Here is a 14,938-nt window from a genome sequence, read left to right on the forward strand (position 1 = left end):
GGACGGACATCCGGCGGACCGCGGGCCCGGAGGAACGGCGGGGCCCCGGCCCACGACGGACGGCCGAAGGCCCCGGCCCACGCCATCGGCACACCCGCACATCGACACATCGGCAGGGACCCCGCCCGCACGCGGCGCCGGGTCCCTGCCGACGGCGTACGGGGAACGCGGCCGGGCCGGACCGGTCCGGACAGAACACCGGGCTGTCGGGACAGCCCTTAGGATCCGGTCGCATGACCGACCCCGTGCTGGAACTCCTGCGCACCCGCCCCGACCTGGCCGAACTGGCCGCGTTCCCCTTCAACTTCGACGTGGACCGGGCCTACCACGTCGAGGCGGTGCACCTGGCGTCCGGTGCGCCGCTGGAGCCGGTCGCGGGCGACGACACCGGCGGCACGTACTTCCTGAGCGGGGGAACGGCCGTGCTCCACGCGTCCTCCGACGGGTACGCCTCGTTGTTCGCCGACGGTGTCGGCGACGCGCTCCAGTTCCTCGTCCGGCTGCCCTGGTGGTGCGAGGACCTCTCCGCCGGGATGGACGAGGAGGCCCTGCGCGCCGAGGTGCGCAGGGCGGACGACGAGGCGCGGGAGGAGTTCGCCCCCGAACTCGACGAGCAGCGTGCGGCGTTGATCAGCGGGCTGGGGCTGCCGGACCGGCCGCTGACCGAGCTCTTCGCCCTCTCGGAGGCGGTCACCCGGCGCACCGAGCCGGACCACCTCCTGCTCAACTCCCATGAGCTCTGCGCCTACCGGCTGGAGGAGTCCTACCGCCCGTCCCTGCGCGACGTGGTCCTCGCCCCGGGGCGGGAGGCGCTGGAGCGGATGCGCTCCGGCGATCCCGGCGTCCTGGCGGAGACGGCCGCCGATCCGGTGCTGCGGGCGGGGGTGCTGCGGGCGGCGCACCACGACCGCCGCGAGGAGGACCTGCCGCTGCTGCGGGCCTTGCTGGAGCAGGAGAACGCCACCCGGACCGAGTGGTACGAGGAGCGGTGGCGGACCGCGGTGCTGGTGGCGCTGCACGGGCGGGACGAGGACGTTCCGCTGCTGCGGTCGGCCACGGAGGGGCAGGTCACCGACGGCGCCGGGGCCGCCGCGTGGGCCCGTGCCGCGGAGGCCGGGCAGAACGGGCCGGGCGCGGCCCCGGAGAGCGAGTTCACCTGGGTCGAGCTCGCCCACCGTCAGGGCCGCGTCGAACACGCCCGGGTCGCGCTCGTCCGCCTCCTGGACGACACGGGCCCGGACCCGGACCGGCTCCGGCGGCTGAGCCGGGCGCTGGAGCGCATCGGCGACCACGCGCAGGCGGCCCGCGCCCAGTTCAACCTCCTCTCCCTCCAGGACACGGCGTGGGACCGGGCCTCGGAGGCGTACGTCCTCGCCCGTCTGGAACGGCTCAAGGGCGACCTCGCGGCGGCGGGCCGGGCTCTGGGGCGGGCGAGGGCGGCGGTCGGCATCGACGGCACCCCCCCGACGGGACGGTCGACCAGTGGCACCGCCGGGGGCTCGGCCGGCTGATCACGGAGCAGCACCTGGAGCTGACGCTCGCGGCCGTCGGGGCGGGCGACACGGAACTCGCGCGTACGACGGCGGCGCACGCCCGGCTCCTGCTGGACACGATCGCCGAGGAGTCGGCGAAGAAGCTCCGCGAGCTGTCCACGCGGGCGAAATGGGCGGTGGCGGGAGTGCGCGCGCACAACGGCTGACGGCGACGGCGCCCGCGCGGCGGCTTCCGGGAGCGCCGTACCGGACGGCCGTGGGGCCGGCCTGTGGTCCCACCGGTCGGCCCCACGGCTGCCCCGGCCGCTCAGTCCTCGTGCCCGAGCTGGAGGTCGCGTTCGGTGCGTCCGCCGCCCGCCACCTGGAGGACGGTGGCCACCGGCGGGTATCCGGCGGCGATCACGGTGTACTCACCGGTGGACAGGTCCACGAACCGGAACGCGCCGTCGGGGCCGGTGGTGAGGGTGTCGACCACATTGCCCGCCGCGTCCAGGAGGGTGACCCGGGCGTCCTCGACGGGCCGGCCGCCGCTCGCCCGTACGATGCCGCGGAGCACCGCGCCACCGGCGAGTTCGATGTCCTGCCGGGTCTCCCGGGCCGCCTGCACGCTCACCGGCAGCGCGGCGGGCCGGAAGGCGGGGGCGCTGGCGGCGAGGGTGTACTCGCCGGCCACCAGCTCCGTGATCACATAGCCGCCCTCGCGTCCGCTGCGGGTGGAGGCGACCACCTCGCCGCGCACGTCGGTGAGGGTGACGGCGGCGTCGCGCACCGGGATGCCGTCGGCGGTGAGGACGGCCCCGGCGAGGCGCCCCGCCCCGCCGAGCACCACGTCGAGTTCCACGGGCCGTTCGCCCACGGTGACGCTGACGGCCTGCGGCTGGTGTCCGCCGGCCGCGGCGATGAGGACGTACGAACCGGCGCCGGGCACGCTCAGCGCGTACCGCCCGTCGTCGCCGCTCGCGCCCCGGCCGACCTGCTGTCCCTGGACATCGATGAGGGTGAGGGCGGCGCGCGGGACCTTCGTGCCGTCGGGGTGCTGGACGCTGCCGCACACCGGCACGCCCGACAGGTGGCCGGGCGGTGGCGCGGCGGTGACGCGGGCGGCCGGGACGGTCACGGTCACGGACCCGGTGGCGACCTGGGGGGCGGCTGCGGGGGCGATCTCGGCGGTGGTCGGGGCGGCGCTTTCGGGGCTGTGGTGGGACACCAGGGGTTTCTCCTTGAGGAAGAAGGCGAAGAACAGGCCGAGCGCGAGCACCGGCACGAGGTAGAGGAAGATCCGTGGCATCGCGTCGGCGTACGCCTGGATGTAGCCGTCCCGCAGGGCGGGTTCCATGGCGTGGACCAGCTGCGGGGTGATCGACTCGGGGTCGGGCAGGTCGGCGCCGGACGGCAGGCGTACGGCGAGCGCGTCCGCGAGCCGGCCCGCGAAGAGCGTCCCGAAGACGGCGGCGCCGACACTTCCGCCGATCTGCCGGAAGTAGTTGTTGGCGCTGGTCGCGGTGCCGAGGTCGGCGGGCGCGACGGAGTTCTGCACGGCGAGCACGAGCACCGGCATGACCAGTCCGATCCCGATGCCGAGCACGGCCTGCGCGATGCTGTATTCGAGGCGCGGGGTGTCGGTCTCCAGCCGGGAGAGCAGCCACATCCCGACCACCGAGACCGCCCCGCCGACGATCGGGTGGACACGGTAGCGGCCGGTGCGCGAGATCAGCTGGCCGGAGACGACGGACGCGACGACGATGCCGCCCATCATCGGGAGCATCAGCAGTCCGGACTCGGTGGCCGTGGCCCCGTCGACCATCTGCAGGAAGGTCGGCAGATAGCTGGCGGCACCGAACAGCGCGACTCCGACGACCGCGCCGACGAGTGCGGTGACGTTGAAGATCGAGTCGCGGAACAGCCGCAGCGGGATGATCGGTTCGACGGCCCGGTGCTCGACGACCAGGAAGAGCAGGGTCGTTCCGAGGGCCCCGGCGCCGAGCCCCAGGATGGTGTTCGACCCCCAGGCGTACTCCGTGCCGCCCCAACTGGTCAGCAGCACCAGGCAGGTGGAGGCGGCGGCGAGCAGCAGTGCGCCGAGGACGTCGAGGCGGGGCCGTACGGCGGGCCGGGGAAGTCTCAGTACGACGGTGATGACGGCGAGGGTGACCAGCCCGAACGGGACGTTGATGTAGAAGCACCAGCGCCAGGAGGCGTGGTCGGTGAAGAAGCCGCCGAGCAGCGGGCCCGCCACGGAGGCGAGGCCGAACGCCGCGCCGATGAGCCCCATGAACCGGCCGCGTTCCCGGGGCGGGACGACGTCCGCGATGATCGCCTGGACGCCGATCATCAGGCCGCCGCCGCCGATCCCCTGGACGGCGCGGAAGGCGATCAGTTCGTCCATGGTGCGCGACCAGCCGGCCAGCGCGGAGCCGATGACGAAGACCACGATCGCGAACTGGAAGACGCCCTTGCGGCCGAAGAGGTCGCCGAGCTTGCCGTAGAGGGGCAGTCCGATGGTGGAGGCGAGCAGGTACGCGGTGACGGCCCAGGACATCTTCTCCAGGCCGTGCAGTTCGCCGACGATCTTCGGCAGCGCGGTGGCGACGATCATCTGGTCGAGCGCCGCGAGCAGCAGGGTGAGCATCAGCCCGATGAAGACGAGCCGGATGCGGCGGGGGCCGAGCTCCGGTGCGGAGGGCCGGGCGGGGACGCTCTGCGCCGCGGGCCCCGTCCTCTCCGCCGCGGGCTTCTTGGCCCCGTCGGGCGGCGACGGGGCCGGGGCGGAGTGCGGTGCGGTCCCCGTACCGCCCGGCTCCTCCTCCAGCAGAGTGATCCCACCCACCACGTGCCGCTCCCCTCGTCGCGTCTGCGCCGCCCAATTTCTCGCATCGTGCGACGAGGGAGGGCAAACGCGACGGGGGGCGCCGACGGCGCACTCGGGGGGGCTTAACCCCCGGTGGGAGCCACTACGGCGCACGACCGGCACGGCGGGAAAACCACCCGATACGGTGAGGCCGGTCAAGGGCGTGCGGTGTTACTTCTTCTCCACCTCGGCGGCGAGGTTCCGGAGCAGTTCGTCGTAGATCCGCCCGAGCCCCTTGGGGGCGAAGGTCCTCTCGAAGAATCCGCCGATGCCTCCGGCACCGTTCCACACGGTCGAGACGGCCGCCTTCGACCTGCCCTCGCCGGCCGGGGTGACGGTCCAGGTGGTGACCATCGAGGAGTTGCGGTCCTTCTCGACGAGCCGGCCGTCCGTGGGTTCGGTGACCTCCAGCAGGCAGTCGCGCACCCGCTTGCTGGTGGCCTGGAGCTTCCAGTGGACGAGGGTGCCCTCGCCGTCGCCGCCCTCGCGCACCTCGTACTCGCTGAACTGTCCGGGCAGCACCTTGCCCCGGACCTGCTCGTAGTCGGCCAGGGCGTCGAACACCGTCTCCGCGTCCGCCGCGATGACTCGTTCCGTGGTGGCCTCGACCTGCGCCATGCCTGTTCCTCCAGCACTCGGTTGTTCGGGGGTGTGACGAGCCAACCACCTCCGGCACGCCGCTCAAAATCCGGGCCGGGACGAAGGGGAGAAAACGATCATGGGAACAAGTGTTCTATTCTCTGCCCAGTGCTATCGAGGAGGCGTCCATGCGCTGGGACAACCCGGTCGAGAAGCCCGGAGCGGCGGGAAACAGCGCGCTCTTCGCCGCGGACGCGGTGACCACGCGCACCTTCGACGCCCCCGGGTTCCGGGGGATCACCTTCCACGAGATCCGGACCCGTTCGATCGTGAACCGGGTGCCGGGCGCCTCACGGATGCCGTTCGAATGGACCGTCAATCCGTACCGGGGTTGCTCGCACGCCTGCGTCTACTGTTTCGCGCGCAGGGCCCACGGCCGGCCCGACCTCGACACCGGCCTCGGCTTCGACACCGGTCCCGGCTTCGATTCGCAGATCGTCGTCAAGGTCAACGCCCCGGAGCTGCTGCGCGACCACCTCTCGTCCGGCCGCTGGCACGGGGCGCACATCGCGATGGGCACCGACGTCGACTGTTACCAGCGCGCGGAGGGCCGGTACCGGTTGATGCCCGGCCTCATCGCGGCCCTGCGCGACCACGCGAACCCGTTCTCGATCCTGACCAAGGGGACGCTGATCCTGCGCGACCTGGAGCTGCTGCGGCAGGCGTCCGAGGTCACCGACGTCGGCATCTCCGTCTCGGTCGGCTTCGCCGACGACGGGCTGTGGCGCACCCTGGAGCCCGGCGCCCCTTCTCCCCTGCGCCGCCTGGACGTCGTCCGCGCCCTGAGCGGGAACGGCATCGGCTGCGGTGTGCTGATGGCACCCGTCGTCCCGTTCCTCGGCGACCATCCGGACCAGCTGCGGGCCACGGTCCGCGCGATCGCCGCCGCCGGGGCGACCTCGGTGACCCCGCTCGTCCTCCATCTGCGGCCCGGCGCGCGGGAGTGGTACATGCGGTGGCTGGGGAACCACCACCCCCATCTGGTGCGGCGGTACGAGCGGCTGTACGCCGAGGGGCCCTACGCGCCCAGGTGGTACCAGCGGCGCATCACCCGTCACGTCCACGAGCTGGCGGCCGAGTTCGGCATCGGTCCCGCGCACCGCGGCACGGACCGGCGGCTGCCCGTGCGGAAGGAGCCGCGCCCACCGCTCGACGGTCCCGGGCCCTCCCGGCCGGCCCTGTCCTGATCCGCCGGAACCGCGCCCCGGCCCAGGGTCTTTCGTTTGGATCATGCCGGATCAGGGAGCGGGCAAACGGGTCAACTCTCGGCGTGAACGGTCCTTCCGGGCACGAATGCGGGGAGCATGCGGCGGGGGCTGCGCCCCGCGCAGTCGTGTTTTCCCCGTCACGGGAGGCCATATGACGAAACGTCCAGGAATTCTGCTCGCCGTCGGCGCGACCGTCGCCGCTCTGGTGACCGCGGCACCGGCCCCGGCGACCGCCGACACCGGTGCGCGGCCCCGCGCCGCCCGGATCGCGTGGACCGACTGCGGCACCAAGTCGTATCCGCGGCTGCAGTGCGCATCGGTCAGTGCGCCGCTCGACCATGACGATCCGTCGGGACGGCGGATCACCCTCGCCCTGTCCCGGATCCCGCACACCGCGAAGACGTTCCAGGGCCCGCTGCTGGTCAATCCGGGCGGCCCCGGGGGCAGCGGCCTGTCGATGGCCGGTTTCGTGGCGTCCTCGCTGCCGAAGCCGGTCGCCGCGCAGTACGACGTGATCGGGTTCGACCCGCGCGGTGTCGGGAGGAGCAGGCCGGCGCTGGACTGCGTACCGAAGTACTTCGATCCGGTGCGTCCGGTCTCGACGCCGGACGCGCCCGGTGCCGAGCGGGCCAACCGGGACCGGGCCCGCGCGTTCGCCGAGGCGTGCGGGCGCAAGTACCCGGACCTGCTGCCGCACCTGGACACCGTCAGCGCCGCCAAGGACCTGGACGTGATCCGGCGGGCCGTCGGCGCCCGGCGGCTCAACTACTTCGGCTACTCGTACGGCACCTACCTCGGCGCGGTGTACGCCAAGCTGTACCCGGAGCGGGTGCGGCGCATGGTGCTCGACTCGAACGTCGACCCGGACGGGGTCTGGTACGACGACAACATCGGCCAGAACTACGCCTTCGACGCCCGCCACAAGGCGTTCGCCGCCTGGGTCGCCGAGCACGATGCCACGTACCGGCTGGGCACGGACCCGGCCCGGGTCGAGCGCGCCTGGTACGCCATGCGCGACGCCGTCCGGGCCCGGCCCGCCGGCGGGAAGGTCGGCGCGAGCGAGCTGGAGGACACCTTCCTGCCGGGCGGTTACTACAACGGGTACTGGCCCTATCTGGCCGACGCGTTCGCCCGGTACGTGAACGACCACGACCAGGACGCGCTGGTGGAGGCGTACGAGCGGTTCGGGGCGCTCGACGCGGAGGGCGACAACGGGTACTCGGTCTACTCGGCCGTGCAGTGCCGCGACGCCCGCTGGCCCCGGCCGTGGACCCTCTGGCGCAACGACAGCCGACGGGTGCACGCCAAGGCCCCCTTCTTCACCTGGAACAACACCTGGTACAACGCTCCCTGTGCCGACTGGCCGGTGGAACCGCTCAATCCGGTCCGGGTCTCCAACAGCGCCCTGCCGCCGGTGCTGCTCTTCCAGGCGACCGACGACGCGGCCACGCCGTACGAGGGCGGGGTCACCCTGCACCGCAGGCTGCGCGGCTCCAGCCTGGTCGTCGAACAGGGCGGCGGGAACCACGGCATCACCCTGAGCGGCAACGACTGCCTCGACGACCGTCTCGCGGCCTACCTCGCCGAGGGAACCGTGCCGCGCGGCCGGGGCAGCCGGGCCGACGCGGACGCGGTCTGCGCCGCCTCCCCCGACCCGCGCCCGCTGACCGGCGAGGCGGCGGCGAAGTCGGCGCGGCGGACGGGCTCCGGCAGCAGGGGCAGCACCCTGCACGGCCTGCTCGGCCTCCGCGGCTGACCGGCCCCCGGGCCCGCGTACGGGCCGTCCCGGCGTCTGCGCCAGGATGGCCCGTATGACGACACGGACCACCCCCGCCGGGACCTGCGTACGGGACATGACCGTCGACGACTGCGCGGCGGTCGCGCGCCTGCGGGTGCGCGGCTGGCAGGCCGCGTACGCGGGGCTGGTGCCGCAGTCGTACCTGGACGACATGGATCTCGCCGTCGCCGAGGACGCGGAGCGGCGCCGCTCGTCCTTCACCGGGGGCACCACGATCGTGAACGTGGTGGCCGAACGGCCGGGCTCCGGTGTGATCGGCTGGGCCTGCTACGGCCCGTACCGCGAGAACGGCAGGCCGCTCGCGCGGGGCGAGCTGTACGCGCTCTACGTGACGCCCGAGCTGATCGGGACCGGGGCGGGCCGGGCCCTGATGGCGGAGGTGCTCGCCCGCGCCACCGCCGAGGGCTTCCCCGACCTGGCGCTGTGGGTGCTGAGGGAGAACGCCCCGGCCCGCCGCTTCTACGAGCGCGCGGGCTTCCGCCCCGACGGCGCCGAGGAGACCTTCGAGGCGGACGGCGTGCTCGTGCCCGAGGTGCGCTACGTACGCGCCCTCGGCGGCCCAGCCGCTCCCTGAGCCCGGCGTTCCCTCAGGGTGCGGCCAGCAGGCCGAGCGCGTCCCGGGCGGCGGTGCCCAGCCTCGGATGCGCCAGCGCCGCCTCCAGGAGCGGGCGGGCCCGCTCGTCGCCCAGCCGTCCGAGCCCCTCCACACAGGCGAGCGCCACCCGCCAGTGCGGGTCGCCGGGGCCCAGCAGCCGTTCCAGGGTGCTCATCAGCGCGGGCACCGACTCCGGGGCCCGCAGGGCGGTGAGCAGCCGCACCGGGTGCAGGGCGTACGCGGTGCGCAGGGAGTTGGTCGCGAGGGCGGCGGCGGCCCGGGGGGTGCGGGGATCGCCGAGGAGCACCAGGGCGTGAGCGGCGGACACGCAGCGTTCCGGGTCGCGGTGGTTGAGCAGCAGGACCAGCGCCTCGAAGGCCCGCCGGTCGCCGCCGCAGCCGAGCCGGAACGCGGCGATCTCGCGGGCCCAGAGCGGGCGTTCGCGCTCCACCAGCACGCGGGCCAGTTCCTCCTCGTCGTCGGTGGCGAGGAGGGCGCGGCAGGCCGCCGACTCCCCCGCCGCGTCGGCCTCGTCCGCAAGCCGGTCCGCCAGGGACCGGAACTCCTCGTCCATGACCCTCAGCTTATCGGCGGAAACTGTGCGTATCGAGGCCCGGGGTGGATATGACGTGACCCACAACGGCAGGGGGCTGGCGCGCTCGTTACTCGGAAGTTAATCTCATGTGAGCGGGACACACTCCCCGCCTGCTCCGGTGGCCTGGTGACGCAGCCACTCGGAGTGCTTGTCGGTTCGGCAGCTCCGCGAGACGTGACTTCGGGACAGAGTCCGTCGCCCCTTCCGGGTCCGGGTACGCCCACGGCACCCCGGCCCGAGTACCACGACACGCAATTCCCGCACGTGTCGCGCCCGTTCACCTCACCCGACGCGCGCGCCGTGCCCTCCTCACAGTCGTCACTCATTCTCTGGAGTCCCGTGATGGACACCCCGCTCAGCACCATTGCCGTCGTCGGCCTCGGCACCATGGGCACCGGCATCGCCGAGGTCCTGACCCGCGCCGGCCACGAGGTCGTCGGCATCGACATCAGCGAGGCGGCCGCCGCCCGCGCCGTCGCCGCCCTGGAGTCCTCGACCGCCCACGCCGTGGAGCGCGGACGGATCACCGAGGAGGAACGGGGCGACGTGCTCGCCCGGTTCCGCACCTTCGACGACCTCCGGGCCGCCGCGGAGGCGGAACTGGTCGTCGAGGTCGTGCCGGAGTCGTACGAGATCAAGCAGCAGGTCTTCCGGGAGCTCGACGAGATCGTCTCCCCCACCGCGATCCTGGCGACCGGCACCAACGCCCTGTCGGTGACCCGGCTGGCCGCCGAGTCGCTGCGCCCCGAGCGCGTGCTCGGTCTGCACTTCTTCAACCCGGCGCCCGCGATGAAGCTGGTCGAGGTGGTCTCCTCGGTGCTGACCGCGCCACCGGCCGTCGAGGCGGTCACCGCGCTCGCCCGCAGCCTGGGCAAGGAGCCGGTGGCGGTCGGCGACCGGCCGGGCTTCGTCGCCGACGGGCTGCTGTTCGGCTACCTCAACCAGGCCGCCGCGATGTACGAGGCCAACTACGCCTCCCGCGAGGACATCGACGCGGCGATGAAGCTCGGCTGCGGCCTGCCGATGGGCCCGCTCGCCCTGCTCGACCTGATCGGGATCGACACCGCCCGCACCGTCCTGGAGGCGATGTACGCCGAGTCGCGCGACCGGCTGCACGCCCCGGCGCCGGTGCTCAGGCAGCTGAGCGACGCGGGGCTGACCGGCCGCAAGGCGGGCCGCGGCTTCTACACGTACGAGGCGGCCGGCAGCCGGACCGTGGTGCCGGACGCGCTGACCCCTCGGGAGGACACGACGGCGGCGGCCGGGCGTGCGGTGCGTTCGGTGGGGGTCGCCGGCTCCGGAACGATGGCCTCGGGGATCGCCGAGGTGTTCGCGAAGGCGGGCTACGACGTGGTCCTGGCCGCGCGCGGCCAGGAGAAGGCGGACGCGGCGAAGGCCCGGATCGCCAAGTCGCTGGAACGTTCCGTCACCAAGGGGCGGCTGACGGCCGAGGCACGGGACGGGGCGCTCGGCCGGATCACCGCGGCCGGTTCGCTGGACGCCTTCGCCGACGTCGACCTCGCGGTGGAGGCCGTCGCCGAGGACCTGGCGGTCAAGCAGCAGTTGTTCGGGACCATGGACAAGGTATGCAGGCCGGGGGCGGTCCTGGCCACCACCACCTCGTCGCTGCCGGTCGTGGCCATCGCCCGCGCCACCTCCCGGCCGCAGGACGTGATCGGGATGCACTTCTTCAACCCGGCGCCCGCGATGAAGCTGGTCGAGGTGGTCCGTACGGTGCTCACCGCCGACGACGTCCACGCCACCGTCCGCGAGGTCTGCGTCGAGGTCCGCAAGCACCCGGTGGACTGCGGCGACCGGGCCGGTTTCATCGTCAACGCGCTGCTGTTCCCGTACCTCAACAATGCGATCAAGATGGTCGAGGAGCACTACGCCAGCCTCGACGACATCGACGCCGCGATGAAGCTGGGCGGCGGCTACCCGATGGGCCCGTTCGAGCTGCTGGACGTGGTCGGCCTCGACGTCTCGCTCGCCATCGAGAAGGTGCTGCACAACGAGTTCCGCGACCCGGGCCTGGCCCCGGCGCCGCTGCTCGAACACCTGGTGGCCGCCGGCTGCCTCGGCCGCAAGACGGGGCGCGGCTTCCGGGAACATGCCCGGCGCTGAGCGGGGCCGGCAGGGGGCGGCCCGCGACGCCGCGAGGCACGCGGGCGGCCCCGCCCGGCCGGGAGCCGGGTGGGGCGGGCTGCTCGATCCGTCGGGCGGCCCGCCCCCACGGGCGCACTCCCCCGGCCCGATGCAGTACGTTCACACCATGTCCCAGCCCGCCAGGTCCCCCCGTGCCTCCGCCGCGCCCGACGCCCAGGAAAGTGCCGCAGGCACACGCGCCGCCGCCCAACGGCTCAAAATGCGGCGCGAATTGGCCGCCGCGGCCATGGAACTGTTCGCCACCAAGGGCTACGAGGCGACGACGGTCGACGAGATCGCGGGCGCCGCGGGAGTCGCCCGGCGCACCTTCTTCCGGCACTTCCGCTCCAAGGAAGAGGCGATCTTCCCGGACCACGACGACACCCTCGTCAGGGCCGAGGCCGTCCTCAACGCCGCCCCGGCGCACGAGCACCCCCTCGACACCGTCTGCCGCGGCATCAAGGAAGTCATGAAGATGTACGCGGCGAAGCCCGCGGTCTCCGTGGCGCGCTACAAGCTGACCCGCGAGGTTCCCACCCTGCGTGAGGCCGAGATCGCCTCGGTGGCCCGCTACGAGCGGCTCTTCACGCGTTATCTGCTGGGCCATTTCGACGAACGCGACCACCAGGTCGGCAACGACGACCCGCTGCTGGCGGAGGTCGCGGCGTCCGCCGTCGTCACCGCGCACAACCACGTGCTGCGCCGCTGGCTGCGGGCGGGCGGCGAGGGCGACGTGGAGGCCCAGCTCGACCACGCCTTCGCGATCGTCCGCGACACCTTCGGCACCGGCATCGGCGCGGGCCGGATCGTCGGCACCGAGCCGGCGAAGCAGCCGGCCGCCTCGGTGACCTCCCACGACGAGGTGCTGGTCGCGGTGGCGCGCACCGACGCGCCGCTGGACGAAGTGATGCGCACCATCCAGCAGGCGCTCCAGGACCGCTGAGGCCGGTCGGGCGGCCTCCGGACCGGGGGCGTGCCGACCGGCACGCCCCCACCCGTCGTCACCGCGCCGAAACCCGGTTGCCGCGCCCCCGCGCCGGTGTTGTGGTGGGCGGATGACTCACGATCGCGAAACACTGCTGACCCTGTTCGACCGGGAGATGCGTGAGCACGCCCGCCCCGACGGCCCCGGCGTCCGGGTGGAGCGCACCGGTGACGTCGTACGCCAGACCGGCGGCGCCGAGGACTGGAACGGGATCGTCTGGTCGTCCCCGGAGCTGGACCCCGCCCGGACGGACGAGGTGATCGCGGCCCAGGTGGCGCACTACACGGCGCTCGGGCACGACGGGTTCGAGTGGAAGCTGTACGAGCACGACCGGCCGGCCGATCTGGCGCGGCGGCTCCTGGCGGCCGGTTTCGAGGCGGAGGAGCCGGAGACCCTGCTGGTCGCCCCGGTGGCGGGTCTGTCGACGGCGGTGGAGCCGCCCGAGGGGGTCCGGCTGCGCACCGTGCGCGATGCGGACGACGTGGAGGTGCTGATCCGCACCCACGAGCGGGCCTTCGGCACCCGGCTGCCGGGGCTGCGCCACCAGGTGCTGAGCCGGCTCGACCGGGACCCGGAGCACTTCGTCGGCGTGCTCGCCCTGGCGGGCGAGGAGCCGGTGAGCGCGGCCAGGATGGAGCTGCACCCGGGCACGGGCTTCGCGGGGCTCTGGGGCGGCGGCACGGTCGAGGGCTGGCGCGGGCGGGGCGTCTACCGGGCCCTGGTCGCCTTCCGGGCCCGGATCGCCGCGGAGCGGGGGTACGAGCACCTCCAGGTCGACGCCTCCGACGAGAGTCGGCCGATCCTCCAGAGGCTCGGTTTCCTGGCGCTGGGCACCACGACCCCGTACGTGTACCGGTCACGCTGATCGATCATTCGCGACCTTTTACGGGGCATATCTCGGCAAAACATCCCTCACAACGCTCATCGGTGTCCAGCGAGCGACAAGTGAGAGAAATTGTTGGCACGCAGTGCCTTGCCAGGTGTCACGGAGTGCCATACGTTGAAGGTGTCCGGGCGGCCGGCGTGCCGGGATCTCACGCACGCCGGCTGTCCCCGCAAGCCACGTGCCTGCGCGCCCGGACGCCTGCGTCACAGGCGAACCCTTCTGCTCCACAGAGCAAGCCGAAGCTTTGACAGCCGAACCGACGGCAACACCTCCACACCACACTGCTCGCCACTGCTCGCAGGGACCGTCCAAGCGGTCCCGAGCGCCCCCATCCGCCGGAGGCACACCGTGAAGGAAATCCTGGACGCGATCCAATCGCAGACGGAATCGGGAAGCGGCTCCGCCGCGGTCACCGCCGCGGACTTCGCGGCCCTGCCCATCCCCGAGTCGTACCGCGCGGTGACCGTGCACAAGGACGAGACCGAGATGTTCGCCGGTCTCGCCACCCGCGACAAGGACCCCCGCAAGTCCTTGCACATCGACGAGGTCCCGGTGCCCGAACTCGGGCCCGGCGAGGCCCTGGTCGCCGTCATGGCGAGCTCGGTGAACTACAACTCCGTCTGGACCTCGATCTTCGAGCCGATGCCCACCTTCGGCTTCCTGGAGCGGTACGGAAAGCTCAGCGAGCTCACCCGGCGCCACGACCTGCCGTACCACATCATCGGCTCCGACCTGGCGGGCGTCGTCCTGCGCACCGGCCCCGGCGTCAACGCCTGGAACCCCGGTGACGAGGTCGTCGCGCACTGCCTGTCGGTGGAGCTGGAGTCCTCGGACGGCCACAACGACACGATGCTCGACCCGGAGCAGCGCATCTGGGGCTTCGAGACCAACTTCGGCGGCCTCGCCGAGATCGCGCTCGTCAAGTCCAACCAGCTGATGCCCAAGCCCCGGCACCTCAGCTGGGAGGAGGCCGCGGCCCCGGGCCTGGTGAACTCGACCGCGTACCGCCAGCTGGTCTCCCGCAACGGCGCCGGCATGAAGCAGGGCGACAACGTGCTGATCTGGGGCGCCAGCGGCGGACTCGGCTCGTACGCCACCCAGTTCGCGCTGGCCGGCGGTGCCAACCCGATCTGTGTGGTCTCCTCGCCGCAGAAGGCGGAGATCTGCCGGGCGATGGGCGCCGAGGCGATCATCGACCGCAGCGCCGAGGACTACCGGTTCTGGAAGGACGAGCACACCCAGGACCCGCGCGAGTGGAAGCGCTTCGGCAAGCGCATCCGCGAGCTGACCGGCGGCGAGGACGTGGACATCGTCTTCGAGCACCCGGGCCGCGAGACCTTCGGCGCCTCCGTCTACGTCACCCGCAAGGGCGGCACCATCGTCACCTGCGCCTCCACCTCCGGCTACAACCACGAGTACGACAACCGCTACCTGTGGATGTCGCTCAAGAGGATCGTGGGCTCGCACTTCGCCAACTACCGCGAGGCGTGGGAGGCCAACCGCCTGGTCGCCAAGGGGAAGATCCACCCGACCCTGTCGAAGGTCTACTCCCTGGAGGAGACCGGCCAGGCCGCGTACGACGTCCACCGCAACCGCCACCAGGGCAAGGTCGGGGTGCTGGCCCTGGCCCCGCGCGAGGGGCTCGGCGTCCGGGACGAGGAGATGCGCGAGAAGCACATCGACGCCATCAATCTGTTCCGGGACGCATCGGCGGAGCGGACCGACCGGCACGGCAGGAACGTCTGA

Annotated in this window: 11 protein-coding genes; 8 read left to right on the forward strand and 3 right to left on the reverse strand. The window is 72.8% G+C overall.

The genetic code is table 11. From position 1 onward, the window contains the following. The first annotated feature begins 233 nt into the window (after positions 1-233). Complete coding sequence (locus ACWCXX_RS09800; protein WP_451125814.1) at positions 234-1,511, forward strand: hypothetical protein; 1,278 nt, start codon at positions 234-236, stop codon at positions 1,509-1,511. Positions 1,512-1,800: 289 nt separating this feature from the next. On the opposite strand, the gene ACWCXX_RS09805 is transcribed toward ACWCXX_RS09800, so the two are convergent. Together ACWCXX_RS09805 and ACWCXX_RS09810 are read right to left on the reverse strand one after the other, a co-directional pair. Then, positions 1,801-4,323, reverse strand: a complete 2,523-nt coding sequence (locus ACWCXX_RS09805) for an MFS transporter (RefSeq protein ID WP_451125815.1) — start codon at positions 4,321-4,323, stop codon at positions 1,801-1,803. Between the two features lie 189 nt (positions 4,324-4,512). After that, positions 4,513-4,959, reverse strand: a complete 447-nt coding sequence (locus ACWCXX_RS09810; RefSeq protein WP_451125816.1) for an SRPBCC family protein — start codon at positions 4,957-4,959, stop codon at positions 4,513-4,515. Positions 4,960-5,108: 149 nt separating this feature from the next. Here ACWCXX_RS09810 and ACWCXX_RS09815 point away from each other — a divergent pair, with 149 nt between their 5' ends. The 3 genes from ACWCXX_RS09815 (at position 5,109) to ACWCXX_RS09825 (ending at position 8,560) form a co-directional block, all read left to right on the forward strand. After that, positions 5,109-6,167: an Rv2578c family radical SAM protein gene (locus ACWCXX_RS09815; protein WP_451125817.1), complete on the forward strand. Its 1,059-nt coding sequence runs from the start codon at positions 5,109-5,111 to the stop codon at positions 6,165-6,167. 172 nt (positions 6,168-6,339) lie between these two features. Then, entirely contained in the window at positions 6,340-7,944 is a 1,605-nt protein-coding gene (locus ACWCXX_RS09820; protein WP_451125818.1) for an alpha/beta hydrolase, read from the forward strand. A 46-nt stretch (positions 7,945-7,990) separates the two neighbouring features. Beyond that, the gene (locus ACWCXX_RS09825) at positions 7,991-8,560 is read left to right on the forward strand and encodes an N-acetyltransferase family protein (protein ID WP_451125819.1); all 570 of its coding nucleotides are present in this window, start codon (positions 7,991-7,993) and stop codon (positions 8,558-8,560) included. A gap of 13 nt (positions 8,561-8,573) precedes the next feature. On the opposite strand, the gene ACWCXX_RS09830 is transcribed toward ACWCXX_RS09825, so the two are convergent. Beyond that, positions 8,574-9,155, reverse strand: a complete 582-nt coding sequence (locus ACWCXX_RS09830) for a HEAT repeat domain-containing protein (protein WP_451125820.1) — start codon at positions 9,153-9,155, stop codon at positions 8,574-8,576. 363 nt (positions 9,156-9,518) lie between these two features. On the opposite strand from ACWCXX_RS09830, the gene ACWCXX_RS09835 reads away from it, so the two are divergent. From ACWCXX_RS09835 to ccrA, 4 genes are all read left to right on the forward strand, one after another. Then, positions 9,519-11,300: a 3-hydroxyacyl-CoA dehydrogenase family protein gene (locus tag ACWCXX_RS09835; RefSeq protein ID WP_451125821.1), complete on the forward strand. Its 1,782-nt coding sequence runs from the start codon at positions 9,519-9,521 to the stop codon at positions 11,298-11,300. Between the two features lie 148 nt (positions 11,301-11,448). Further along, positions 11,449-12,264 (forward strand): TetR family transcriptional regulator, encoded by an 816-nt coding sequence (locus tag ACWCXX_RS09840; RefSeq protein WP_451125822.1) that lies wholly within the window; start codon positions 11,449-11,451, stop codon positions 12,262-12,264. Positions 12,265-12,376: 112 nt separating this feature from the next. Further along, complete coding sequence (locus tag ACWCXX_RS09845) at positions 12,377-13,171, forward strand: GNAT family N-acetyltransferase (protein WP_451125823.1); 795 nt, start codon at positions 12,377-12,379, stop codon at positions 13,169-13,171. A gap of 369 nt (positions 13,172-13,540) precedes the next feature. After that, the gene (gene ccrA, locus ACWCXX_RS09850) at positions 13,541-14,938 is read left to right on the forward strand and encodes a crotonyl-CoA carboxylase/reductase (RefSeq protein WP_451125824.1); all 1,398 of its coding nucleotides are present in this window, start codon (positions 13,541-13,543) and stop codon (positions 14,936-14,938) included.

Source organism: Streptomyces sp. NPDC001732 (genome assembly GCF_053596315.1).